The sequence below is a fragment of the Paractinoplanes abujensis genome (assembly GCF_014204895.1).
Lineage (GTDB): Bacteria > Actinomycetota > Actinomycetes > Mycobacteriales > Micromonosporaceae > Actinoplanes > Actinoplanes abujensis.
Map to the genome: position 1 here is coordinate 6454264 of NZ_JACHMF010000001.1, position 23982 is coordinate 6478245.

Here is a 23982-nt window from a genome sequence, read left to right on the forward strand (position 1 = left end):
TGGGGTGATCGTCGGTCACGCGGGGAACATTAGTCCCGCCCACCGATATGTGGCCCCCGGCGTGGCGCCCGGGACGGATACCGTACACTTATTTCTCGTTGCCGCCTTAGCTCAGTCGGCTAGAGCGACGCACTCGTAATGCGTAGGTCGACGGTTCGATTCCGTCAGGCGGCTCCACGAGAAACCCCAGGTCATCGGCCTGGGGTTCTTCTTTTGAACAGGTCGGGCGACGGTGTCCGGAGCCGTGTGGTCCGCACCCGGCCGAGCGGCCGGTCGAGCCGGTCTGCCCTCGACCCGGCAAACCTCAGCCACATCACCGGCTCGCCGAGCCGGCACAGGACCGCAACCCACCCCCGGCTGCTCTTCCTCCATCCGGCGGTTAGCGTCGGCCAATGACACAGCGAAGACGATCGGCTCTCGTCACGCCACCTTCACGTCAGTCTCCGCTTTTCGCATAAGTGGTGACATCGGAAGCGATTGCTTCATTACTGACCGACTTGATGTGAAGTACGGAGTATCTGCCCGTACTGGTGATAACACACAGAGTCTTCGCTCGTTTTACCTTGGCGACGGTGTACGTCTCCCGTTCGGATCAATCAGCATCGCACTGGCGCGAACAGTGTCGGTACGAAGTTCGTCGCCGTCGAAAATTACGTCGAAGTCGTCCCGACCGATGTCCGCCACCCGCCATTGAGGATCCTCCGGCGTGGCGTCCAAGTCGGCGTACACCGCAGGCTTGAGTGTCAACGGACCCTTATGGAAAACGGCTGGCGGCTCAGGGTCAGCGGAGGTGCTCTCGTCAGCAGAGGTCTCGCTCGATGCTGCGGCGAGATCAGCTTCGAGCTTCGTGATCTTCGCATCCTTGCGAGCGCTGTCAGCCTCCAGATCCGCGTTTTTGCTGGCCAGAACCTTGACCTGCGCCTGCGTGGTGTCGACCTTGCTGGTGGCGGTGTCGTTCTTCTTGACGAACACCCCGGCGAGCAGCGCGAACAACGCCGTCAAGCAGCCGAGAACTGCCGTCCACATCTTCAAGCGAGCATCTACCCGCTCAGCCCTTTCCTTCGCAGTTGACATGCTCTGCGGTTCGGTTTGGTAGACCATCTCGCCTGGGTCCTCGTCCTTGATTTAGGGCAGTCCGCTGTTCAGTAGACGTCACCGAGTCGAGTTCTGTCCATTTCCAGAGAGAATGGCGTGTTGAGAAAATTGCTCGCGTCCGCCGTCTCATTGGCCGAGCACCCAATCACTTTCGGCACCGGCGAGGCATCGAAAGAGGATCGACAATTTCGCGGCGTCCCGGCTCGACGCGTACGCGCCCACTCCCGGACCGTGGAGCGATTTACTTCTCGGCGGCGAACTCTGACAATCCGAGCTGAAGCAGGAGGCGTGGGGCCGCAAGAAAGACCATTCATCCCACGCCGGAAGGGGTGGACGCCGTGCTGGTCGAGCAGGCCCGCACTGCGCGTCTGCAACTGACCATGCGAGCGGCAGGGTTTTGCCTGTTCTACATCTTCCACCGCCGAGGGGCCGCGGGCCGGCGGGTTTCCCGTCCGTCAGACAAGGGTGCGGCGGCTGATCGGGTGCCGCTTGGGCTCGCTGACGCGATCGTTGGAGGCTGACGTGTCCATTCTGAAGGCGCGGCGACCGCGCGGCGACAGCACGCTGTACGCCCGGGCGACGCCGAGCAAGGTCCAGCTGACCGAGACCTACACGGTGGAGCAGGACATCTCCAAGAGCAAGTCGCTCCGGCAGGCCGGCGACGGCACCGGCCGGATCGAGATCACCGTCCCGTACGACGGACGGGAGCACTTCTCACGGCAGGCCGTCGCCGACGTGCAGCACGTCCTCGGCCCGCAACCGGCGACGGCCGGTGATCAGCGCGCGACCATAGGGCACCTGCTGATCTCCGAGCACACCCGGACGAGCGGGCTCCTGCCCAGCATGCGTTCGCACGGGACGACCGGCGCGGTGCCGCTGACGGTCCCGGTCTCGACGGCCGACGGGACGTTGGAGCTCACCGGTGACCGGCGGGCATGTCGCATCACCTACGACTATCAGTTGGCGAATCCGGCGCTCTACCCGATCGAGCTGGATGTCGAGCTGGACGACCCGGACAGCATGTCGGACGCGTTCGGGACCGTGCTGGACAGTGTGATCCAGGCGCGGGAGGAACCGTCGAAGATCATCGAGCGGCTCCGGCAACAGGCCAGCTTCGACAGCGAACTGCTGCTGCGCATCACCGTGCGGATCACACTGCCGATCAAGTACACGACCGGCCCCAAACCCGTGGTGAGGCACATGTCCCTGGCCTGGCCGGCGCTGACCTCGGTGCGCAGCACGGAGCTGTACATGTCCAAACCCGGGCAGAACGCCGGTCAGCCTTCGATCACACAGGTTCCGGTCCGCTACAACCCGGCCAAGGGACGGCTGGAGTGGCAGGACGTACGGGTGCCGGAGGTGGCGAGAACCGGCGAGCAGAGCCGGGGCACTCTGCGCAGCGTCCACGAGGTCTTGGTCCTCCTGAAGATCGGGCATCCGGCTGAGCTCTTCCAGCAGCCGGAACTCCGGGTCGAGGCCGAGGTGGAGATCCCCCACTACCTGCTGTCTGGCCTGGACGTACGGGTCTTCGACGCCACCGGCCGGCAGGCGCGGCGCCCCGAGGCGGCCACCAAGCTGAACGTGCACGCCACGATCTACCCGGATGACGTCTTCGCCACGCGACAGTTCTCGCCGTACCAGCAGTTCGTCTTTGACGACGTCATCCCGGAGGAGCAGCGGATCACCGACATCTTGACCGTGCTGAGCAATGCCGGGTTCAAGGCCGTGAAGGTGCAGCCGCCCGGCTCCGAGCCGTCCCCCGATTCGCCGGCTCCCAGCTGGTTGCTCATGGCGACCCGAAGACACGGGCCGGACGAGCTGTACCTGCTGGTCGCGGTGGAGGGCAGGCGAACCCGGCTTGCGCGTGAGCAGATCCTGACCGACAGCCGGGTGAAGATCCGGGGCGACAAGGAGAGCGGCCAGCTCAAGATCTCCGTGCTGGGCACGTTGCCCGTGAACCACCAGGAGCTGACCCGCGAGATGAACGCTCTGCAGCTCACGCTGCGCGAGCGGTTCCGCTTTCAGCAGACGTCGAGGAAGTGAGCAGGTCATGACCGAGGTCTTAGTGGACCGCGCGCCCCGGGTGCGCTGTCACGAGTGCGGTAGCGCCGCGGTCTTCTCGGTGTGCCACCACTGCCGGCGGCCGATGTGTGAGGACCATACGCCGCTCGTCCTGAGCCAGGACGGCGTACGGGTGCGTAAGCCCAGCGGTGGGGCTGAGGCGCGGGCGGTCAGCCGTGAGTTCGCCGGTCTGCATCTCGGCAGCAGCCTGCGAGAGGCCGTGTACCACTGCGAGGAGCACGACCATCTGGTCCGGGGCCTGCGGTGGCGGATCGTCGGGGCCGGGGCAGCCGCCGCCGTCCTCGGCTTCCTGTTGCTCTTCGCCTCCGCCTCCGTCGGGCTGATCCTGCTGCTGCTCGGCATCCTCGTGGCCGGAGGAGAAATCGGCTACCACCGGTGGGAGGCCGACAAGCACCCCCGTCCCCCGCTGCCGCTCGTCCCCCAGGTCAACGCGGTCGACGTGGTCGAACGGCTGACCGGGTACGTCCGGCTCGAGAAGGACGAGTACACCGCCTCGGTGGAGAGCATCACGGGCACGCTGAAGGTCGACATGTCGGCCAACGACGGCTACACCGCGCTGCAGGCGTATCACCGGAAGTTCAAGGTGCCGCCGAACGAGCCGGTTGAGTTCACGGCCGGGTTTCTCCTGCTGCAGGGCTCGGCCGGGCTGGCGTTCCGGGCGGGGCAGCCGCAGGTGCTCGCTGGGGGTGCCGGCATCTCGCTCGGTGACGGGCCCGCCTACGAACATGACCTGTTTCCCACCGACCCGGAGTTGCAGCATCGCGCGCATACCGTCACGGTCGACTACGAGGTGCAGGACGGACGCAAGCCGTCGGAGATTCCGCTGTGGATCGTCCCGTCGCTGGTGCCGTCGTCGGACCGGCGCGCCATGGAGCTCGATCTGCACTGGGCCGGGCTCGGCCCGGAGGGGGAGCAGCTCGAACTGGCCGGGTTCGACCTGATCGAGCTGCGGGTCCCGCCCGGTTGGGGCGATGTCGACGGGGCCCGGCCCACCGGCGTGGAGACCGGCCGCGACGGCGACCGCCGACTGGTCCGGTGGCAGCACCTTCCCACGCCCTCGACCAAGGCGGGCAGCCTCAGCCTGGGGCTTCGGTTCGAACGGCCGATCCGGGAGGTCCCGCCCACGCCGGGTCCCGACGGCGCCGGGCCGTCCGGCGACGAGCGGAGCAGGCTGACGCTGTCGGGGACCGTCGAGGCGACGTTCAATGGATTGCTGTCGGGCGCCACCGGCGTCGCCGTCCACCTGCCGGGCGGGGGCCAGGGCGTCCAGCCGCAGGTCACGACGCAGACGAAGGTGTCGGTGACCTTCGACGTCAGTATTCGGTCGCTGCGTTACCAAGAAGTACGGGTGGTGCCGGACGAGAACCGGCCCGATGACGTGGCCTACGGCCGGAACCGGGCTGACGAGTTCCCGGGTGTGGTGCCCGACCCTCGTACGGTCGCGGAGCTGACCAATGCCATCAGCGCGGACAACTACTACGTCAAGAGCGTCGTGGAACACCTGCCGTTCCGCGATGACGGCCGGCCCAACGTGGTCAACCGGGTCTGGGACATCACGGGCCGGCTGTATTCCGGCGTGTTCCCGATCGACTTCGACATCAACTTGCGCGGAGAGGAGTCCGGCTCGGGTGGGGTGCTGACCGGCAAGACCGTCGCCCAGGTGAGCGTCAAGGGCGCCTACGCGCTGGGCACCCTCGTCGGCCCGGACGGCGCGGGACCGGACGGCGTCGTGATGGAACCGGACGGAGGCGGGGACGAACTGCTCAAGCGGATCGAGGACACCTGGATCGGCTTGCACGACCGGGTCGGTCGTCTGCTGGCCGGTCGAGCCGGCCGGGTTGACGGCGCCTACGCCATCGGTGCGGCGGAGGACGACGCCCTCATGGGTGAGGTGCTCGAACCGGCCGACGAACCGTGGCGCGAGCGCGGCGCGCCGAGGCCGGTCGACGCGGTGCCGCCCCGCATCGTCGATGTCCAGCCCGACCCCACCGAGGTCGCTGACCGCCGCCGGCGGGCAGCCGAAGAGGCGGTGGTCATGGGACGGATCTCCGAGGAGACCTATCGCCAGATCATCGCCGGGATCGACGCGGAGCGCGACGCACGGGGAGGACCACAGTGACCGTCAAATGCGGTATCAACGGCGAGGACCTGGACGAGCCGCAGATCTTCCTGTGCCATCACTGCGGCATGCCGGTCTGTGAGCAACACGGCTGGGTCGTCGCGGCCGACGACGCCTTTGCCGGGCCCGCGACACTGGTGTCGCTGGTAGAGCCGGTCTCACGAGAAACAGGTCCGCAGCCGGCCATGCACTGCCGCAACTGCTCGGATCGGTTCCACAAGTCCGCCCAGAAGCGGCACGGCTGGGCCGAGCCGGCATCGCCGGTCCGGTTCCCCCAGCAGGCGGCCCGGACATGATCGAAGTCTCCGTGACCGGCGACGTGGTTGCCGAGCGACGGTCACTGCTGTCGATCAGGTTCGCCAACACCGGGACCGGGCCCTGCACGGACATGGTGTTCAAGGTGGGTCTGCCGCCCGGAATCGTGCTTCTGGACGGCAAGGAGCGGGTGGTGCTCTCCACGCTGCCGGCCGGCCGCGACCACGTTCACGAGATCACCGTGCAGGCGCGGACCGCGGGACCATTCGACCTGGTGGGCGTCAACTTCTCCTATCGCGACGAGAACGACGAACCGGTCCGCGTCACCGGCTTGCGGGTCGGCCTGTCGGTGCGGGCCGCACCGGCGGCGGTGATCACCAGGCAGCCGTCCGGTCGGCTCGGCGTCGTCTGCGAAACCCCGCGCCTGGGCCTGGGCACGTGGGACAGGCTGAGCATCCTGGTGTCCAACGGCGCCGGGATCGCGCTGGAGGACGTGACGATGGCGGTCACCGGACCGTTCGCCGAGCCCGTCCAGCGGTCCAGGATTCCCGCTCTCGGCGCCGACGCGAAAGCCCGGTTCACCTTTCACGTCAATCCGGGGGAGGCCGGTCGGCATGTGCCGATCAAGGTCCGCACCACTTACGCCTACCGCGACGGCAGCGGAAGACCTGCCACCCGCACTCAGGAGGACGTGCTCACCGTGACCGTGCAGCCGACGCCGGCGATCGCCGAGGGCCAAACCATCCTCTATCTGGCCGCGAACCCGCGCGACCTGCCGCCGCTGCGATCCGACGACGAGATGCGACGGGTCAAGGAACGGCTTCAACTGGCCCGGCACCGTGACCGGTATCGGATCGAACCGGCGCTGGCGGTTCGCTTCGACGACATCAGCCAGGCGCTTGTCGATCATGAGCCGGCGGTCGTGCATTTCTCCGGTCACGGCGACCGCGACGGGAACCTGCACATCGAGGACAACAACGGACGCAGCACCGAGGTCACCCCGGAGGGCCTCGCCGCGCTGTTCAGCCTGCACAGCAAGACGTTGCGCTGCGTCATCCTCAACGCCTGCTACAGCGAACGCCTGGCGCGGAACCTCGTCCCCCACGTCGGGCACGTCGTGGGCATGCGCTCCCGGATCCTCGACACCGCGGCCGTCGAGTTCAGCGTGGGCTTCTACCTCAGCCTGTTTGCCGGAAGCCCGGTGCCGGATGCCTTCGCCCGGGGCTGCGCCCATCTGTTGAGCCGCCCCGACCTCGCCGGCCAGCACAATACGCCGACTCTCTACCCGCCCGGGCCGTGAGCGATCGTGGTCGATCAGTGGCGACGGTGGTCGTCGGGGGTGTCGTCGTCGTTGATGCCGATCAGCTCCGCCATCTCCTCGAGCGGCGGCTCCTCGTCGCGGCCGTCGGCCCGGTGGGGCGGCTCGGCTGACGGATTCGCGAGACCGGTGAGGTCGGCCCGGCGGTCGTCGGGGCCGACCCGGCGGTTGACCGGAGCGGTCAGATCAGGAGCCTGCAGATCGGGACCGGGCGGCAGATCGGTCGAGGCCGGGGCAGGCGAGGGCTCGGTGGCGCCCAGCAGGGTGGTGAGTCGTTCGCTGACCGCGGTGGTGATGTCGTCGACCGGGCGGGCCGCGTCGAGCACCAGGTAGCGCTTCGGGTCGGCGGCGGCCAGGTCGAGGAAGGCGTAGCGGACCCGTTCGTGGAAGGGGCGGGATTCGCTTTCCAGACGGTCGGTGCCCTCGCCGCGGGAGTCGACGCGGTTGAGGCCGACGCCGGGGTCGACGTCGAGCAGCACGACCAGGTCGGGTTTGAGGCCGCCGGTAGCCCACGACGACAGCCAGGAGATCTCGGCAACCGGCAGGGTGCGGCCGGCGCCCTGGTAGGCCAGTGACGAGTCGACGTACCGGTCGCTGATCACGACGGCGCCGCGGGCCAGGGCGGGGCGGACGACGGTGGCCACGTGGTGGGCGCGGTCGGCCGCGTAGAGCAGGGCCTCGGCCCGGGGCGACGGGGATTCGCTCTTGTCGAGCACCAGGTGGCGGATGCGCGCGCCGACGTCGGTGGCGCCGGGTTCGCGGGTGACCACCACGTCGCGGCCTTCGGCCTGCAGCAGCGCCGCGAGCCGGGTGACCTGGGTCGATTTGCCCGCGCCTTCGCCACCTTCGAAGACCACGAAGACGCCGCTGCGCACGAACTGCTCGTCGGGCGCCAGCGGGCGGCCGCGCAGCGAGCCCCACAGGTCGGCCAGCACGGGCACGCCGCGCTTGTCGTCCATCTGGCGGAACGACCCGATGCCGACGAACACGCCGACCGCGCCCGCCACCAGCAGCAGCACACGGGTCGCGGAGACGTCGAAGTGCACCGCGCCCAGGTCGACGCGGCGTGAGCTGCCCAGGCCGACGAGGAAACCGGACAGTGTGATGGCCAGCAGCAGCACCATCCGTACGCCGATCTGGACGACGGCGAAGACCCTCCCCCGTACGGCGTCGTCGACCTCGCCGTAGAGCAGTGTGGTGCCGGCCAGGAACGCCATGCCCGCCCCGGCGCCCACGAGCAGCGCGCCGACCAGGGCCATCGACAGGTGGAAGGCGACGCCCAGGAACATCACCGAGCCGCTGGCCAGCACGATGCTCATGCCGAACCAGCGGCGGCGGGACAGATCCCGGATGATCATGGGGCCGAGGCCGATACCGACCGCCAAGCCCATGAAGATCGTGCCGAAGAGCAGGTAGAACGCCGCTTCACCGGCACCCAGCGAGGTCGCGAACGTCTTGGCCGCGCCGATCACCACGCCGCCCGCCGCGAACGCGCCGAAGATGCCGAGCACCAGACCCCGGACGAGGGGGGTGGTCCCGATGTATTTCCAGCCGTCGAGGAACTGCCGGGTCATGCTCTGCTGCTGGGCGGCCTCTTGCCGTTCCGCGCTCTTGCCGCCGATTTCCTTGATGCCGAAGAACACGGTGATCGCGGTGGCCAGCCGGGAGATCGCGTTGAGGTAGAGGGCGATCTGGACGGGTTGGGCCCAGTCGGGCAGGGTGGCCCCGGACTGCTGGATGCCCGCGGTGAGGGCGGAGAGCGCGAGCGCGGCCAGGATCGGCGTGATGCCGTACGTGGTGACGAGCGTGAGCTGGTTGGAGACCTCGATCCGCGACTTCGGGATGAGGTTGGGCACCGCGGCTTCCTTGGCCGGGATCCAGATCAGCGTGATCGTCTCGCCGATGAACGTGGCGATGGTGGCCCAGGCCACGGTCACGCCGGGTGAGCCGCCGAACAGCGGGACCAGCGGGATCGAGCCGTAGAAGACGAACCGGATGAGGTCGGTGATGACCATCGTGTAGCGCCGGTCGAACCGGTCGGCGAAGACGCCCGCGATGGGGCCCAGCAGCAGGGCGGGCAGCAGGCGGACGGCGATCGTGCCACCGAACGCGGCGCCCTGGCCGACACTGCTGTCGAACTGGGCCGCGGCGAAGATGCCGGTGGCCAGCAGACCGATCCAGTCGCCGAAGGAGGCGAGGCCGAGCACGAGCCAGAGGCGGCGGAACGGCCGGATGCGGAGCACCGAGCGCAGCGCCGCCGCGCCGGACAAGTCGACCGGGCCGGATTCCCGCTTTTCGGTGTCGATGGCCGTACCTCCCGTGATTACTGCAGGGTGCACTCTATCGGGCGGCTCGCAGCCGCCGGTTTACCCACGTTCGGGTATCGAATAAGTGAAGAGCTTTCGCATTGCTAGTGACGGCGATACGGTGCGGGCGTGATCGATGACCGCAAGGCTTTGCAGAAGCGGCTCGACCGGGCCACCGCGCACCTCGAGACGCCGGTCGCGGCCGTCGACCTGGCGGCCTTCGACGACAACGCCGATCAACTGGCCGCGCGCGCCCAGGGCAAGCCGCTGCGCGTGGCCAGCAAGTCGGTGCGCTGTCGGACGCTGCTGGAACGCGTTCTGGCCAGGCCCGGCTGGCAGGGTGTGATGGCGTACACGCTGCCCGAGGCGATCTGGCTCGTGCGCACCGGCCTGACCGATGACGTGCTGGTGGCGTATCCGACTGCCGACCGCACCGCGCTGCGCGAACTGACCTCCGACGCCAAGCTGGCCGACGCCATCTCGATCATGGTGGACCACCCGTCCCACCTCGATCTGGTGGATCAGGTCACTCCGCCGGGCGACCGCCCCGCCGTACGGCTGTGTCTGGATCTCGACTCCTCGTGGCGCCCGGCGGCCGCCCTGCACGTCGGGGTGCGCCGCTCCCCCGTCCACTCCGCCGGTCAGGCGTCGGCGCTGGCCCGCCGGATCACCGCGCGGCCCGGTTTCAAGCTGGTCGGGATGATGTCGTACGAGGCGCAGATCGCCGGCCTGGGTGACCTGCCGCCCGGGCAGGCCCTGCGGGGCCGCGCCATCCGCCTGATGCAGTCGCGCTCGTTCCCCGAGATCGTCCGCCGGCGGGGTGAGGCCGTGGCCGCCGTACGGGAGCACGCCGATCTGGAATTCGTGAACGCGGGCGGCACGGGCAGCGTGGCCGCGACCGGAGCCGACCCGATGGTGACGGAGGTCACGGCGGGTTCCGGCCTGTACGGGCCGACGCTGTTCGACGCCTACTCGGCGTGGCGCCCCACCCCGGCCGCGTTCTTCGCGCTCAGCGTCGTGCGCCGCCCGGCGCCGCGGATCGCCACGGTGCTCGGCGGCGGCTGGATCGCCTCGGGACCGGCCGAGACGTCCCGGCAGCCCACACCCTGGCTGCCCGCGGGCCTGAAGTTCAAGGCCGACGAGGGGCCCGGCGAGGTGCAGACCCCGCTGGTCGGCGCGGTGGCCGACACGCTGCGGCCCGGCGATCGGGTCTGGTTCCGTCACGCCAAGGCCGGCGAGCTGTGCGAGCACGTCAACGAGTTGCAGCTGGTCGACGGCGAGTCAGCGACGCCGGCCCCGACGTACCGAGGGGAAGGTCATGCCTGGCTCGGCTGATCTCTCAGTTCGTCACGTGCCGGTGCAGATACTCCCGGATCAGCGCCTTGGCCTCGGTCAGCACGGCCTCGTCGCCGCCTTGGTCGCGCCGGAAGGCCAGCTTGATCAGCGCGTCGGCCGCCTCCACCGAGATCTCCAGCGAGAACCGCAGCCGCTGCCGGTCCATCAGCTGGAACTGGTCGACCAGCAGCTCGGCCAGGCGCTCGGCGATGACCGCGTTGTTGTCGCGTTCGACGTCGAGCAGGTGCACGTCGACCACGTCACCGAAGTGCAGCGTGCGGAAACCGGGCACCGAGCGGTGCATGTGAATGAAGATGTCGATCGCCGCGTCGACGCCGTCCCACCAGTGGGCGAACGTCTCGCTGCCGAACCGGTCGGACAGGCCCTGCAGGTACGCATCCATGTTGCGCATGGCCAGCGCCTGGACGATCGCCCTCTTGTCGGGGAAGAACTGGTAGACCGAGCCGATGGCGACCTCGGCCCGCTCGGCCAGAAGCGTCGTGGTCAGGCCCTCATAGCCGACCTCGTCCACGAGCTCGGCACAGGCGTCGAGCATGCGCTGGACCCGGGCAACGCTTCTGCCCTGCACCGGGACACGCCGCAGCGGCCCGGTGGTGACGGTTGGTGTCGACACGCGTCGCCACTCCCTCTCAGCAGTGATAATCGGAACGTTACTCGGATCAACGAGCGAGGCGCATCGACGGGACGCGCGGTGGGTCTGTCCGCTCGTACGGAGGACAAAGGCTGAATGACTACCCCCCGGAACGCCCGTCGCTGGATCAATTGGGGCGGCAACCAGCAATCACTCGCTGTCGACGTCCTGACCCCTGGCACTGTTGACGAGGTCGTCGGCCACGTCAAGGAGGCGTCGGAAACCGGACGCCGGGTCAAGGTCGTCGGCAGCGGTCACTCGTTCACCGACATCGCGGTCGCGAACGACCAGCGGATGCTCCTGCACCAGCTGACCGATCTCGTCTCGGTCGACGGCCCGCTGGTGACGGTGCAGGCCGGGATGCCGCTCTGGAAACTCAACGAACTGCTGGCCCAGCACGGTCTGGCCATGCCCAACCTGGGCGACATCGACGCACAGACGATCTCCGGCGCGATCTCCACCGGCACGCACGGCACCGGCGAGAACCACTGCACGCTGGCCACCTGTGTCGAGGCCGTGAAGCTGGTCACCGCGGCCGGCGAGGTGCTCGAGGTCGGGAAGAACGACGAGATCTTCCCCGCGGTACGGCTGGGGCTGGGCGCACTGGGCATCCTCGTGGAGGTGACTCTCCGTTGCGTGCCGGCGTTCACGCTGCTGGCCGACGAGCGCCCGATGGCCCTGACCGACGTGCTGGCCGGTCTCGATGAGTGGATCCCGAGCAACGAGCACGTCGAGTTCTACTGGTATCCGTACACCGACCGGGCGCAGCTCAAACGCAACAACAAGGTGGCCGAGAACGACCGCCCGCTGTCCGGCTTCCGGGGCTGGATGGACGACGAGTTCCTGGCCAACACGGTCTGGCAGGGCGTCTGCAACCTCGGCCGGCGGGTCCCGGCGATCGTGCCCACGGTGCAGTCGATCGCGGCGCGCGCGCTCACCGCCCGCACGTACACCGAGCGCTCGGACCGGGTCTTCTGCACGCCGCGGCGGGTGCACTTCACCGAGATGGAGTACGAGATCCCGCGGGAGGCGCTGCCCGAGGTGCTCGACGCGCTGCCGCGGATCATCGACGGGCTGCCGTTCAAGGTTCAGTTCCCGGTCGAGGTGCGGTTCACCGGCCCCGACGACGTGTGGCTCTCGCACGGTTACGGCCGCGAGTCGGCGTACGTGGCGGTGCACCAGTTCACCGGCGCACCCTACGAGCCCTACTTCCGGGCGTTCGAGGCGGTCTGCCGGCCGCTCGGCGGGCGGCCGCACTGGGGCAAACTGCACTACCGTACGGCCGAGGACCTGCGCCCGGTCTACCCGAAGTTCGACGACTTCGTGGCCGTGCGCGACCGCATCGACCCGGCCCGGGTCTTCACCAACGACTACCTGGACCGGGTGCTCGGGGCCTGATTACTCGGAAGTGGCCGCGGCCTTGGCGGGCGCCGTCTTCTTGGCCGGCGCCGCCTTCTTCGCGGCCGCGGTCTTCTTGGCCGGGGTGGCCTTCTTGGCGGCCGTCTTCTTCGCGGGCGCCTTCTTGGCCGCCGTCTTCTTGGCCGGCGCGTCCGCGGCTGCCTTGGCCGGGGCCTTCTTGGCCGCGCGCTTCTTGGGCGCCGGACCCTTGGCCCGCTTCTCGGCCAGCATCTCCGACGCCTGCTCGATCGTCAGATTCTCGGGCGTCTGGTCGCCGCGTAGCGACGCGTTGTACTCGCCGTCGGTCACGTACGGCCCGAACCGGCCGTCCTTGATGACCATCGGCTTCTCGGTCACCGGGTCGGGACCCATCTCCCGCAGCGGCGGCTTGGCCGCGGCCCGGCCCCGGGTCTTCGGGGCCGCCAGCAGCGCCAGCGCCTCGTCGAGGGTGACCGTGAACAGCTGATCCTCCGACGCCAGCGAGCGCGAGTCGGTGCCGCGCTGCACGTAGGGCCCGAACCGGCCGTTCTTGGCGATGATCTCGGCGCCCTCGGGGTCCTTGCCCACCACGCGGGGCAGGCTGAGCAGCTGGAGCGCCTGGTCGAGGGTGAGCGTCTCGGGCGTCTGCGACCGGAACAGCGACCCGCGCCGCTCGCCGCTCTGCACGTACGCCCCGAACCGGCCCGACTTGATCAGCACAGGCTCGCCGGTCTGCGGGTCGTCGCCCAGGCTGCGCTCGCCCCCACCGCCGAGGAAGAGTTCCTTGACCTTCTCGGGGTTGAGCTCGTCGGGCGCGACCCCCTCGGGGATCGAGACCCGGTTGGCCTTGTCGTTCGCCTGCTCCTCGGTCGCACCGGGCACCTGACGCTGCAGGTACGGCCCGAAACGACCGACCCGCACCACGATGTGCCGCCCCTCCTCGTCGTCGAAGAGGGGGATCGAGTTGATCAGGCGGGCGTCGATGGCGCTGAGGTTCTCGGTGACCATCTTGCGCAGGCCACCCGCCTTGGCGATCTCGTCGTCGGCCCCGGGGGTCTGACTGCCGAAGTAGAACGAGGTCAGGAAGTCGAGCGAGGCGTGGTCGCCGCCCGCGATGCCGTCGAGGTCGTTCTCCATCGCGGCGGTGAAGCCGTAGTCGACCAGGCGTGGGTAGTGCTGCTCCATCAGGTTGACCACGGCGAACGCGATGAACGTGGGGATCAGCGCCTGTCCGCGCTTCTCCACATAGCCGCGGTCCTGGATCGTCTGCATGATCGACGCGTACGTGGAGGGGCGGCCGATGCCGAGCTCCTCCATCGCCTTGACCAGCGACGCCTCGGTGTACCGGGCGGGCGGGCTGGTGTGGTGACCGGCCGGGTTGAGCTCGTCCGCGTCGAGCGGCTGGTCCTTGACGAGGTTGGGCAGGCGGCGCTCGGCGTCCTCGGCCTCCGCGTTCTCGTCGTCGGAGGACTCGACGTACGCCTTGAGGAAGCCCGGCTCGGTGATCGTCTTACCCGTGGCGCCGAAGTCGGCTTCCTCCTGCGCGGTGGAGACAGCCCGGATGCGCACCGAGACCGAGTTGCCGACCGCGTCGGTCATCTGCGAGGCGACGGTGCGGCGCCAGATCAGCTCGTAGAGCCGGAACTGGTCACCGGAGAGCTCCCCGGCCAGCTCGGCCGGGGTGCGGAAGGTGTCACCGGCGGGCCGGATCGCCTCGTGGGCCTCCTGCGCGTTCTTGACCTTGCCCTTGTAGTGGCGGGGCTCCGGCGGCACGCTGCGCTCGCCGTAGAGCTCGGCGATCTGCCGGCGGGCGGCCGCGATGGCCGTCTCCGACAGGTTGACCGAGTCGGTACGCATATAGGTGATGTAGCCCTCTTCGTAGAGGCGCTGGGCCGTGCGCATCGCCTGTGCCGACGACATGCGCAGCTTGCGCGCGGCCTCCTGCTGCAGCGTCGAGGTGATGAACGGCGGGTAGGGCCGGCGGCGGTACGGCTTCTCCTCGACCCGGACGACGGTGAACTCCTGGCCCTCCAGCCGGGCGGCCAGCCCGCGGGCGCCGCTCTCGTCGAGCTGCGTGACGGCCGCGCCGGGCTTGAGCTTGCCGGTCGTGGGCTCGAAGTCCTTGCCGGTAGCGATCCGGTCGCCGTTGAGCGCGATCAGCGTGGCGCCGAACTGGCGCGGGCCGTCGACCTCGCCCCGGACGGCCAGCAGGGCGTTGATGTCCCAGTACTCGGCCGTGCGGAACGCCATGCGCTGACGCTCGCGCTCGACCACGATGCGGGTCGCCACGGACTGGACCCGGCCCGCCGAGAGCTTCGGCATGACCTTCTTCCAGAGCACCGGGCTGACCTCGTAGCCGTAGAGCCGGTCGAGGATGCGGCGGGCCTCCTGCGCGTCGACCAGGTTCTGGTCGATCGAGCGCGGGTTGGCCACGGCGGCCTGGATCGCGGGCCGGGTGATCTCGTGGAAGACCATCCGGTGCACGGGGACCTTGGGCTTGATCGTCTCGAGGAGGTGCCACGCGATGGCCTCGCCCTCGCGGTCCTCATCGGTGGCGAGGAAGATCTCGTCGACCTCCTTCGCCAGCTTCTTCAGCTTGGCGATCTGCTGCTTGCGATCGGCCGAGATCACGTAGAGCGGGTGGAAGCCGTTGTCGACGTCGACGCCCAGCCGTGCCCACGACTCACCCTTGTACTGCTCGGGCACCTCGTCGGCATTCTTGGGCAGATCGCGGACATGGCCGATGGAGGCCTCGACCAGATAGTCGGGGCCCAGATAACCGGCGATCGTCTTGGCCTTCGACGGGGACTCGACGATGACCAGACGGGTCGTCCTGGTGTCACTCGGCACGGCACTCCCAAACTTCGACACTCACGCGTTCCGCCCTCATTCGGGGGTTTCGCCTTCTGCTTTCCGCCTCGGTCGGGCTGAGCCTCGGCTGAACACAGACTTTCAACGTAACGCGCCGGATGAGTCAACATTCCCCGGCAGGCCCGGAGTCGGATGGTAACGGTCCGGCCACCGTATGCCTCCGACGGCGACACCGTACACCGGGAACCTGCTGTCGTGTCGCACACAATCCAGGAAGATCACGCAGCCGCGCCGCCGGGCCAGAGGCTTTCGGGGGCCGCCGCGGGGCGCTCCCCCACCAGCTCAGCGAGGCGCTTGACCCGCCTCTTGCCGGCGATCAGGTAGCGCCGGCCGTCGTCGCTGACACGCCCGGCCAGACCGGCCCGGACCAGCGCGGCATCGATCTCCGTGACGTCCTTGGCGGGGTCGAGGCCGAGCGCGTAACCACCCGGGACGGGCTCACCGGCCGCGGCCACCCAGAGACGCAACCGCGGGCCGCTGAGAAAGAGCTGTGAAGCCGCCTGAGGCCAGGCCTGAGCAAGACCGTTCAACCGGCGGGAGTACGCGGTGAGAACCTCGAACCGCGGGCCGGGCGGCTCGGGTTCCTCCTCGTCAGAGACGGTCTCGGGCTCGGCTCGCCCATCGAGGACGGGCTCGTCGTCCGGTACGCTTTCCGTCGGCTCGTCGGACATTTCCGGTTTGGTGGCTTGCGCCGGACCTTCGGCGTCGCCGTCGAGCTCCGGAATCGCGTCGTCCTCCAACGGCGCATACACGACATCTCGTACGGGGGAAGGGTCTTGATCTTGAAGGGGCCGCCAGTTGACCACCAGGCCCCGGATGACGAGCTCGGCCACCAGCACGTGCACCCGCCAGGCGGCATCGACCGGCACCAGCACGCGGGCCGTGCCGCCCATCCGCCCCAGCACCCCCGGCCCGGCCAGCAACCCCGCCAGGTCGGCGGGCGACGGCTCGATGGTCTCGGCCCCGAAGAACGGCAGCTGACGCCCGGCCTCCGACGGCGGCGGGTCGGCGCGCGGGGCCGAGGGACGTTTGGCAGCCGGAACCGGCGCGGGCAGCACCTCGCGCGGGATCAGCGGCCACCCCGTCTCGGTCATCTCACCGGCACTCGGGCACTTCGTCGAAGGCGGCCTTGAGCTCGCTCGAGCTGAGCTTGCTGGTGTCCAGGCCGCTCGCCTGATAGTCGGTCTGCAACTGCTGCACGACCTGGGAGACCTGCTGATAGAAGGTCTGGGCGGGCGCCGTCGGGAGCACCTCGATCCCGCTCCTGGCCTTCGCGTAGGCATCGCGCGTGGCGGCCAGCGATCCGCTGAAACCGTCGGCGATCCGCTCGCCGTCGTCGACGTCGGGCACCCCGGCCTTGACCACCCCGGCCCGCGCCTTCTCGCTGGCGTCGGCCGCCCCGCCGAACAGTCGCATCAGGTTTTCCTTGGCCTGGCCGGGGGTGGTGGCGGTGTCCATCTGCTGCTGGGTGCGCGTCGTGAGGGAGCCGATCTCGCTGCGCCACGGCTCGAGAGTGGTGCACACCGAGGCCGCCCAGGCGCGGGCGCTGTGCGAGGAGGAACAGGCGGCGAGGGATGTGGCGAGCGCGAGAACGACAAGCAGAACGAGGGGTCGGGCCGGGCGCATGGGAAGCAGCGTACGGGCATGGTCCGACAACCTCATCTATGGTGCGGGGCACCCGGCTCGGCCAGGTGCCCCGCATCGGTGTCGATCAGCTTCAGGCGGTGACCTTCTCGGTCGGCGTGGAGCTGTTGGTGGGGGTGTCGTCACCCATCGAGATGGGCTTGCGCTTGCTCCAGACCACCGCGCCGGCGATGATCGCCGCGGCCACGATCGCGATCGTGATGCGCAGCGGGTTGTTCTGGTCGTTGCCGATGCTCCAGGCCACCACGGCCGGGGCGATCAGCAGCGAGACCAGGTTCATCACCTTGATCAGCGGGTTGATGGCCGGGCCCGCGGTGTCCTTGAACGGGTCACCCACGGTGTCGCCGATGACCGTGGCCTCGTGCGCCTCGGAGCCCTTGCCGCCGAAGTTGCCGTCCTCGACCAGCTTCTTGGCGTTGTCCCAGGCCCCACCGGAGTTGGACAGGAAGACCGCCATCAGCGTGCCGGTGCCGATCGCACCGGCCAGGTAGGACGCGAGCGCACCGGCGCCGAGGCCGAAGCCGACGGCGATCGGCGCCATGATCGCCAGCAGACCGGGGGTGAGCAGCTCGCGCTGCGCGTCCCGGGTGCAGATGTCGACCACGCGGCCGTACTCGGGCCGCTGGGTGCGGTCCATGATGCCGGGGAACTCGCGGAACTGGCGGCGGACCTCCATGACGACCGCGCCCGCCGAACGGGACACGGCGTTGATGGCCAGGCCGGAGAAGAGGAACACCACGGCCGCGCCGACCAGCAGGCCGACCAGGTTGCGCGGGTTGGCGATGTTGAGCAGGCCGAGGATCTCGTTGCCGACCTGACCGGGGTCGACCCCGGCGTCGGCCAGCGAGGTGGCCAGGCTGTTGGTGTACGAGCCGAACAGCGCGGTCGCGGCGAGCACGGCCGTCGCAATCGCGATGCCCTTGGTGATGGCCTTGGTGGTGTTGCCGACCGCGTCGAGCTCGGTCAGGATCTGCGCGCCCTTCTCGTCGACGTCGCCGGACATCTCGGCGATGCCCTGCGCGTTGTCCGAGATCGGGCCGAAGGTGTCCATGGCGACGATGACGCCGACGGTGGTCAGCAGGCCGGTGCCGGCGAGCGCGACGGCGAACAGCGACAGGGTGAGCGACGAGCCACCCAGCAGGAACGCGCCGAACACGCCGGCGCCGAGCAGCAGCGCCGAGTAGACCGCGGACTCGAGGCCCACGCTGATGCCGGCCAGCACGACGGTGGCCGCACCGGTCTGCGACGACTTGCCGATGTCCTGCACCGGGCGCCGGTTGGTCTCGGTGAAGTAGCCGGTCAGCGCCTGGATGGCGGCGGCCAGCACGATGCCGATGACGACCGCGCCGACCGCGATCCAGCGCGGGTCCTTGCCGCTGGCCAGGATGTCGGCCGCGATGCCCTCGTCGTTGAAGCCCTGGAACGTGGACGGCAGGTAGACGAAGCTGACCACCGCGACCGCGACCGCGGCGACGGCCGCGGAGATGTAGAACGCCCGGTTGATGGCGGTGAGACCGTTGCGGTCGCTCGGCCGCAGCCGGGTGATGAAGACGCCCAGGATGGCGATGACGACACCGACCGTCGACACGATCAGCGGGAAGATCAGACCGTCCTGACCGAACGCCGCCGAACCCAGGATCAGCGCGGCGACCAGGGTCACGGCGTACGACTCGAAGAGGTCGGCCGCCATGCCGGCGCAGTCACCGACGTTGTCGCCCACGTTGTCGGCGATCGTCGCGGCGTTGCGCGGGTCGTCCTCGGGGATGCCCTGTTCGACCTTGCCGACCAGGTCGGCGCCGACGTCGGCGGCCTTGGTGAAGATGCCGCCGCCGACCCGCATGAACATGGCCAGCAGCGCGGCGCCGAAACCGAAGCCCTCGAGCACCGTCGGGGCGTCGCCGCGGAAGATCAGCACGACGAGCGCGCCGCCGAACAGGCCCAGGCCGACGGTGAGGAAGCCGACCACACCACCGGTGCGGAAGGCGATGCCCATCGCGGTCTCGCGACCGCCGTTCTCGCCCGCCGCCGCGGCCACCCGCAGGTTGGCCCGGGTGGCGAGCGCCATGCCCGCGCCGCCGATGAACGAGCTGAACACCGCGCCGACGATGAAGAACAGCGAGCGTCCGATCTTGACCCAGACCTCGTTGTCGGTGTCGTGCACCGGCAGGAGGAAGAGCAGGACGACCGCGATCACCACGAAGATGGCGAGGGTCTTGAACTGGCGGAACAGGTAGGCCGACGCGCCTTCTTGGACGGCTCCGGCGATCTCCTGCATGTTTTTCGTGCCCCGGCCGGCCTTGAGAACCGACTGGACGAACATCGCCGCGAAGCCCAGCGCGATGAGCGCGAAGACCAGGGCGACGATGACAAATGTGACGTTAGAACCGCTTAATGAGGTCCCGGACATCAATGTCCTCCTGTACACCGACCGCGCCCGGTTGCGGCGGACGTGACCACCCGGGCGCATCCCCGTCCAAGGGGAAACGACAACTGGGTCCCGCGGCCGCGGGACCAGGAGCAGTAGCTGATAACTCGCGTACTGTATCGGCCGATCGTGGTGCTGGTCACACCTGAGTTCAGCCGTGTCGTGGTGATGTTTGCCGCTGTGTTAGCAGGCGGCTGCCGGGGTATGGACGGAGGTTGATATCGTCGCGGATTTGTCCAGTTTGTTTTAAGACCGCTCAGCGTCGCCGAACGGGCCACACCATCCGCACTTCGGTGCCCAGGCCGTCCTCGACCGGGCGTACCTGCAGGTCGTCGACGAATCCGGCGAGCAGGGCGAAACCCACGCCGGTGGTGAGCGCCTCGTCGGTCAGCGACTCGTCAGCCAGCTCGTCGGGCGGCAGTTTCGCCAGGCCGACACTCGCCTCGATCGGGGCGTGGTCGATGACCCGTACGGAGTAGGCCTCCGAATCAGACATTTCGACGGTCACCAGATCGGCCAGACCGTACTGGTTGTGCAGGGCGACGGCGCGCGTGCAGGCCTCACCGATCGCCAGCCGGACCTCGTCCAGCAATTCCTCGGCGACCCCGGCGCGCCGGGCCACCGCAACACCGACCAGCCGTGCAGTACGAACGTGCACGGGGGCGGGAGAGAAGGACAGCCGAACTGTCGCCATCACGAAGTCGCGCTGCCGTCGCTGTCTGCAGTGGCCGCCTCGATCGTGGGGAAGATCGGGAACACCTGGTCGAGCGCCGTGATCCGGAAGATCTTGAGAAGAGCCTCCTTGGAGCACACGAGGCTGAACCGCCCGTTCGCCACACGCAGCCGCTTCATCGCGCCGACCAGCACACCGAGGCCGGTGGAGTCGAGGAACTCCACCCCGCCGAGGTCGACGACGACGCTGCGCACCCCCGAGTCGACCAGCTCCACGAGGCGCTCACGCAACCTCGGAGCCGTGTAGACGTCGACCTCGCCGCCAACCTCGAGCACCGTGTGCTCGGCGACGGTCCTGGTCGCAAGGGACAGCTCCATCGCTCCTCCTCCCTGCGGGGCACGCTGACTGACGGCCGATCTCCCCAGCGAATCTAACCATCGACCGGCAATCGGCCGACGTCCGGCTCCACCGTGGTACCCGTTTGAGGTTCCCGCCATTCGGGTGTCACAGTGGCCGGCGTGACGTCGACCGCCTACGGCCCCGCCGAACTGCTGCAGCGACTGCGGGCCCGCACCCCGGCGACCGACTCCCCCATCACCCACGTCGAGCAGATTCCCGCCCGTACGGGGAAGACCGCCCCCTGGCCCGCATGGGCGGCCCAGGGCGTGATCGCCGCCCTGGCCGAGAACGGCATCGCCCAGCCGTGGGAACACCAGGCCGCCGCGGCGTCACTGGCCGCCGCGGGCACCCACGTCGTGGTGGCCACGGGCACGGCCTCGGGCAAATCGCTGGCCTATCAGCTGCCGGTGCTCACACGGCTGCTCGACGACCCGCGGGCGACGGCGCTCTACCTCTCGCCGACCAAGGCGCTGGCGGCCGACCAGCTGCGCGCGGTGGCCAAACTGGGCATCGACGGGGTGCGGCCGGCCACGTACGACGGTGACACCTCCCGCGAGGAACGCGAGTGGATCCGGCAGCACTCCCGGCTGGTGCTGACCAACCCCGACATGCTCCACCACAGCATGCTGCCCGGCCACGCACGCTGGGCCACCTTCCTGCGCCGCCTGGCGTACGTGGTGATCGACGAATGTCATGCCTACCGCGGGGTGTTCGGCTCGCACGTCTCGCACGTGGTGCGCCGGCTGCGACGGCTCGCCGCCCGGTACGGCGGTTCGCCCACGTTCGTGCTGGCGTCGGCCACGTCCGGTGACCCCGCCGATGCCGCGTCGCGCCTGACCGGCCTGCCCGTGACCGCGGTGACCGAGGACACCTCGCCCCGCGGGGCGACCACGTTCGCGCTGTGGGAGCCGCCGCTGCTCCCGCCCGAGGAGCCAGACCTTCCCCCCGTACGACGGTCCGCCCTCAGCGAGACGTCCGAGCTGCTCACCGACGCCGTGGTGGCGGGCACCCGCACCCTGGCGTTCATCCGCTCACGCCGCGGGGCCGAGGTGGTCGCGACGATGACCCGGCGCTCGCTCGACGAGGCCGTGCCGGGCCTGGGCGATCGCGTCGCGGCGTATCGAGCGGGCTACCTCAAGGAGGACCGCCGCAAGATCGAACGCGCGCTGCTCACGGGCGAACTGCTCGCACTGGCCTCGACCAACGCGCTCGAACTGGGGGTCGACCTGGTCGGGCTGGACGCGGTGCTGATCTGCGGCTACCCGGGCACGCGGGCGTCGCTCTGGCAGCAGGCCGGGCGGGCCGGGCGCGACGGGGGCTCGGCCTTGGCGGTGCTGATCGCACGGGACGATCCGCTCGACACGTACCTGGTGCACCATCCGGCGGCGTTGTTCGGCCGGCCGGTCGAGATGACAGTGCTCGACCCGGCCAACCCGTACGTGCTGGGACCGCAGCTGTGCTGTGCCGCATCCGAGATGCCGTTGACGGCGGCCGACATGTCCCTTTTCGGGGCAGCTGCCGTGTCGGCGGTCGAGGGGTTGACCGCCTCGGGCGCGCTGCGGAAACGGCCGTCGGGCTGGTACTGGACGCACCCCGGCCGCCCCGACGTCGACCTGCGCGGCGCGGGCGGCGCTCCCGTCTCGATCGTGGAGGCGTCGACGGGTCGCCTGCTGGGCACTGTCGACCAGACGTCGTCGCACGTCATGCTGCACACCGGCGCGGTCTACCTGCACCAGGGGGCGACCTACCTGGTCGACCACCTCGACCTGGAGGACGCGATCGCGCTGGTGCACCACGAGGAACCCGACTGGACGACCCAGGCCCGCGACGTCACCGACGTGGCCGTGCTGGGCATCCGCGACCACATCAGCGCCGGCCCGGTCGGCCTGTTCCTGGGCGACGTCGAAGTGACCAGCCAGGTCGTCTCCTACCAGCGCCGCCGCATCGCCACCGGCGAAGTGCTCGACACCAGGCCCCTGGACCTGCCCGTCCGCGACCTGCGCACCGTGGCCGTCTGGTTCACGATTTCTCCCCAGGCCCTCGACCGGGCCGGCGTCGAACCGCCCGACGTCCCCGGCGCCCTGCACGCCGCCGAACACGCCGCGATCGGCCTGCTGCCGCTGATGGCCACCTGCGACCGCTGGGACATCGGCGGTCTCTCCACGGCCAACCACGTCGACACCGAGGCCCCCACAGTCTTCGTCTACGACGGCCACCCCGGCGGCGCCGGTTTCGCCGAACGCGCCTACGCGGTAGCCGCCGACTGGCTGGCCGCCACCCGCGAAGCGATCGCCGCGTGCACCTGCGAAACCGGCTGCCCGTCCTGCGTCCAGTCCCCCAAGTGCGGCAACGGCAACAACCCCCTGCACAAACCGGGCGCCGTCCAGGTCCTCGACACGGTCCTGGCCGCCCTGGCCGAGTCGAACTGAGCTCGGCTCCGCCCCGCTCGAGCCGGCCATGTCATTCCGGCAGCGCGTAGACCGGGCCTGCCCGGGCTGTGGCCACCGCTCGGCCGCCGAAACCGAAGGCGACGCGGACCTCGACCTCGGCCGTGACGACGATGTCCAGGCCCTCGACCACGCACGACGTCAGGCGGCCGTCGTTGGCCGTCACGAAGCGGGCGGCTCGGGCGCACGCCGTTCCGGGGCCGAAGACCGCCTGCACGCCGCCGGCCAGCGCGCCCAGGTCGGCGGCCGTGCGGGCCTGGTGACGGCCGACCCGGGCGGCGCCCACGCTCGCGCCGAAGACGCCCGCCAGGACCAGCACCAAACCGATCGCCAGGACGAGAAGCGTGGCCGCCCCGCGGTCCTTCCCGGCACCGGCACCAGCTCCGCCGGCTCTCACAGCACCGGCTCCGGTTCGCGTGCGGCCGTCGCCGACCCCTCGACCGTGATCGCGGGCAACTGCGCGCCCAGCACCCGGAAACGCGCCCGCACGTGAACCGTCACGATCTCGCCGTCACCGCCCACCTCGACCGTGGCGCCCGCCGGGGCCACCCGGACCCCCGCCGCAGCACCGGAGTCACCGCGGGCTTCGGCCAGGGCCGCTTCGCGGGCGGCGTCGAGGCACTGGCCCTTGGCCGCCACCGCCGACACCATCGCCAGGCCGGTCAGGAGCAGCAGCATCAGCGCCGGCAGCCCGGCCGCGAGCTCGGCCGTGAACGCTCCCCGGTCGCGACCGGGCCGCCGGCGCCGGATCACTTCAGCGCCCGGCCGATGACACCGGTCAGGGCCGCCATCACGGCCGAGCCGGTCAGGACCTTGTAGAGGATCCCGGCGAACGCGACCGCCGCCAGTGTCCCGACGGCGTACTCGGCCGTGTTCATGCCGGCGTCGGCCGCCTCGGCCCGCAGCCGCGCGAAGTTCGCGATCAGTTTGCGCACGTGGTTCTCCTTCAGTTGGGTTGGCTGACCGGCCCGCGGCCGGTCCGAT

General features: G+C 69.6%; 19 protein-coding genes and 1 tRNA gene. 8 read left to right on the forward strand and 12 right to left on the reverse strand.

The window, feature by feature from the left end; all coding sequences use genetic code 11:
- Positions 1–100: 100 nt before the first annotated feature.
- A tRNA-Thr gene (locus BKA14_RS29515) sits at positions 101–177 on the forward strand.
- Between the two features lie 381 nt (positions 178–558).
- On the opposite strand, the gene BKA14_RS29520 is transcribed toward BKA14_RS29515, so the two are convergent.
- Positions 559–1032 (reverse strand): hypothetical protein, encoded by a 474-nt coding sequence (locus BKA14_RS29520; protein WP_184954079.1) that lies wholly within the window; start codon positions 1030–1032, stop codon positions 559–561.
- 585 nt (positions 1033–1617) lie between these two features.
- Here BKA14_RS29520 and BKA14_RS29525 point away from each other — a divergent pair.
- Genes BKA14_RS29525 through BKA14_RS29540 form a run of 4 tightly spaced genes read left to right on the forward strand, consistent with a single transcriptional unit; the run spans position 1618 to position 6851 of the window.
- Positions 1618–3138, forward strand: coding sequence for a hypothetical protein (locus BKA14_RS29525; RefSeq protein WP_184954080.1), 1521 nt, complete (start codon positions 1618–1620; stop codon positions 3136–3138).
- Positions 3139–3145: 7 nt separating this feature from the next.
- Positions 3146–5296: a hypothetical protein gene (locus BKA14_RS29530; protein ID WP_184954081.1), complete on the forward strand. Its 2151-nt coding sequence runs from the start codon at positions 3146–3148 to the stop codon at positions 5294–5296.
- The gene (locus tag BKA14_RS29535; protein WP_184954082.1) at positions 5293–5592 is read left to right on the forward strand and encodes a hypothetical protein; all 300 of its coding nucleotides are present in this window, start codon (positions 5293–5295) and stop codon (positions 5590–5592) included. Before BKA14_RS29530 ends, BKA14_RS29535 begins: the two co-directional genes overlap by 4 nt.
- The gene (locus BKA14_RS29540) at positions 5589–6851 is read left to right on the forward strand and encodes a CHAT domain-containing protein (protein WP_184954083.1); all 1263 of its coding nucleotides are present in this window, start codon (positions 5589–5591) and stop codon (positions 6849–6851) included. Before BKA14_RS29535 ends, BKA14_RS29540 begins: the two co-directional genes overlap by 4 nt.
- Positions 6852–6865: 14 nt before the next feature.
- Here BKA14_RS29540 and tmk read toward each other — a convergent pair whose 3' ends face one another.
- Positions 6866–9112, reverse strand: coding sequence for a dTMP kinase (gene tmk / locus BKA14_RS29545; RefSeq protein WP_438861950.1), 2247 nt, complete (start codon positions 9110–9112; stop codon positions 6866–6868).
- A gap of 192 nt (positions 9113–9304) precedes the next feature.
- On the opposite strand from tmk, the gene BKA14_RS29550 reads away from it, so the two are divergent.
- Positions 9305–10510: an amino acid deaminase/aldolase gene (locus BKA14_RS29550; RefSeq protein WP_184954084.1), complete on the forward strand. Its 1206-nt coding sequence runs from the start codon at positions 9305–9307 to the stop codon at positions 10508–10510.
- A 4-nt stretch (positions 10511–10514) separates the two neighbouring features.
- Here BKA14_RS29550 and BKA14_RS29555 read toward each other — a convergent pair whose 3' ends face one another.
- On the reverse strand, positions 10515–11144 hold the full coding sequence (locus BKA14_RS29555) for a TetR/AcrR family transcriptional regulator (protein ID WP_184954085.1): 630 nt from the start codon (positions 11142–11144) through the stop codon (positions 10515–10517).
- A gap of 114 nt (positions 11145–11258) precedes the next feature.
- On the opposite strand from BKA14_RS29555, the gene BKA14_RS29560 reads away from it, so the two are divergent.
- The gene (locus BKA14_RS29560) at positions 11259–12560 is read left to right on the forward strand and encodes a D-arabinono-1,4-lactone oxidase (protein ID WP_184954086.1); all 1302 of its coding nucleotides are present in this window, start codon (positions 11259–11261) and stop codon (positions 12558–12560) included.
- Here the strand turns inward: BKA14_RS29560 and topA are convergent, their stop codons facing one another.
- From topA to BKA14_RS29590, 6 genes are all read right to left on the reverse strand, one after another.
- Positions 12561–15389 (reverse strand): type I DNA topoisomerase, encoded by a 2829-nt coding sequence (gene topA / locus BKA14_RS29565; protein ID WP_184954087.1) that lies wholly within the window; start codon positions 15387–15389, stop codon positions 12561–12563.
- A gap of 239 nt (positions 15390–15628) precedes the next feature.
- Complete coding sequence (locus tag BKA14_RS29570; protein ID WP_184954088.1) at positions 15629–16504, reverse strand: hypothetical protein; 876 nt, start codon at positions 16502–16504, stop codon at positions 15629–15631.
- A 1-nt stretch (position 16505) separates the two neighbouring features.
- The gene (locus tag BKA14_RS29575) at positions 16506–17036 is read right to left on the reverse strand and encodes a hypothetical protein (RefSeq protein WP_184954089.1); all 531 of its coding nucleotides are present in this window, start codon (positions 17034–17036) and stop codon (positions 16506–16508) included.
- Positions 17037–17127: 91 nt separating this feature from the next.
- Entirely contained in the window at positions 17128–19461 is a 2334-nt protein-coding gene (locus BKA14_RS29580) for a sodium-translocating pyrophosphatase (RefSeq protein ID WP_184954090.1), read from the reverse strand.
- Between the two features lie 274 nt (positions 19462–19735).
- Positions 19736–20176 (reverse strand): ATP-binding protein, encoded by a 441-nt coding sequence (locus BKA14_RS29585; protein ID WP_184954091.1) that lies wholly within the window; start codon positions 20174–20176, stop codon positions 19736–19738.
- Positions 20173–20529, reverse strand: a complete 357-nt coding sequence (locus BKA14_RS29590) for an STAS domain-containing protein (protein WP_184954092.1) — start codon at positions 20527–20529, stop codon at positions 20173–20175. Before BKA14_RS29590 ends, BKA14_RS29585 begins: the two co-directional genes overlap by 4 nt.
- A gap of 132 nt (positions 20530–20661) precedes the next feature.
- Between BKA14_RS29590 and BKA14_RS29595 the strand changes: the two genes are divergently transcribed.
- Positions 20662–22980, forward strand: a complete 2319-nt coding sequence (locus BKA14_RS29595; protein ID WP_184954093.1) for a DEAD/DEAH box helicase — start codon at positions 20662–20664, stop codon at positions 22978–22980.
- Between the two features lie 31 nt (positions 22981–23011).
- On the opposite strand, the gene BKA14_RS29600 is transcribed toward BKA14_RS29595, so the two are convergent.
- The 3 genes from BKA14_RS29600 to BKA14_RS29610 are packed head-to-tail and all read right to left on the reverse strand — an operon-like array spanning position 23012 to position 23876.
- Positions 23012–23395: an Rv3654c family TadE-like protein gene (locus tag BKA14_RS29600; protein ID WP_184954094.1), complete on the reverse strand. Its 384-nt coding sequence runs from the start codon at positions 23393–23395 to the stop codon at positions 23012–23014.
- Positions 23392–23751, reverse strand: coding sequence for a TadE family type IV pilus minor pilin (locus tag BKA14_RS29605; RefSeq protein ID WP_438861913.1), 360 nt, complete (start codon positions 23749–23751; stop codon positions 23392–23394). Before BKA14_RS29605 ends, BKA14_RS29600 begins: the two co-directional genes overlap by 4 nt.
- The gene (locus BKA14_RS29610; RefSeq protein WP_221478191.1) at positions 23748–23876 is read right to left on the reverse strand and encodes a DUF4244 domain-containing protein; all 129 of its coding nucleotides are present in this window, start codon (positions 23874–23876) and stop codon (positions 23748–23750) included. Before BKA14_RS29610 ends, BKA14_RS29605 begins: the two co-directional genes overlap by 4 nt.
- Between the last annotated feature and the right edge of the window lie 106 nt (positions 23877–23982).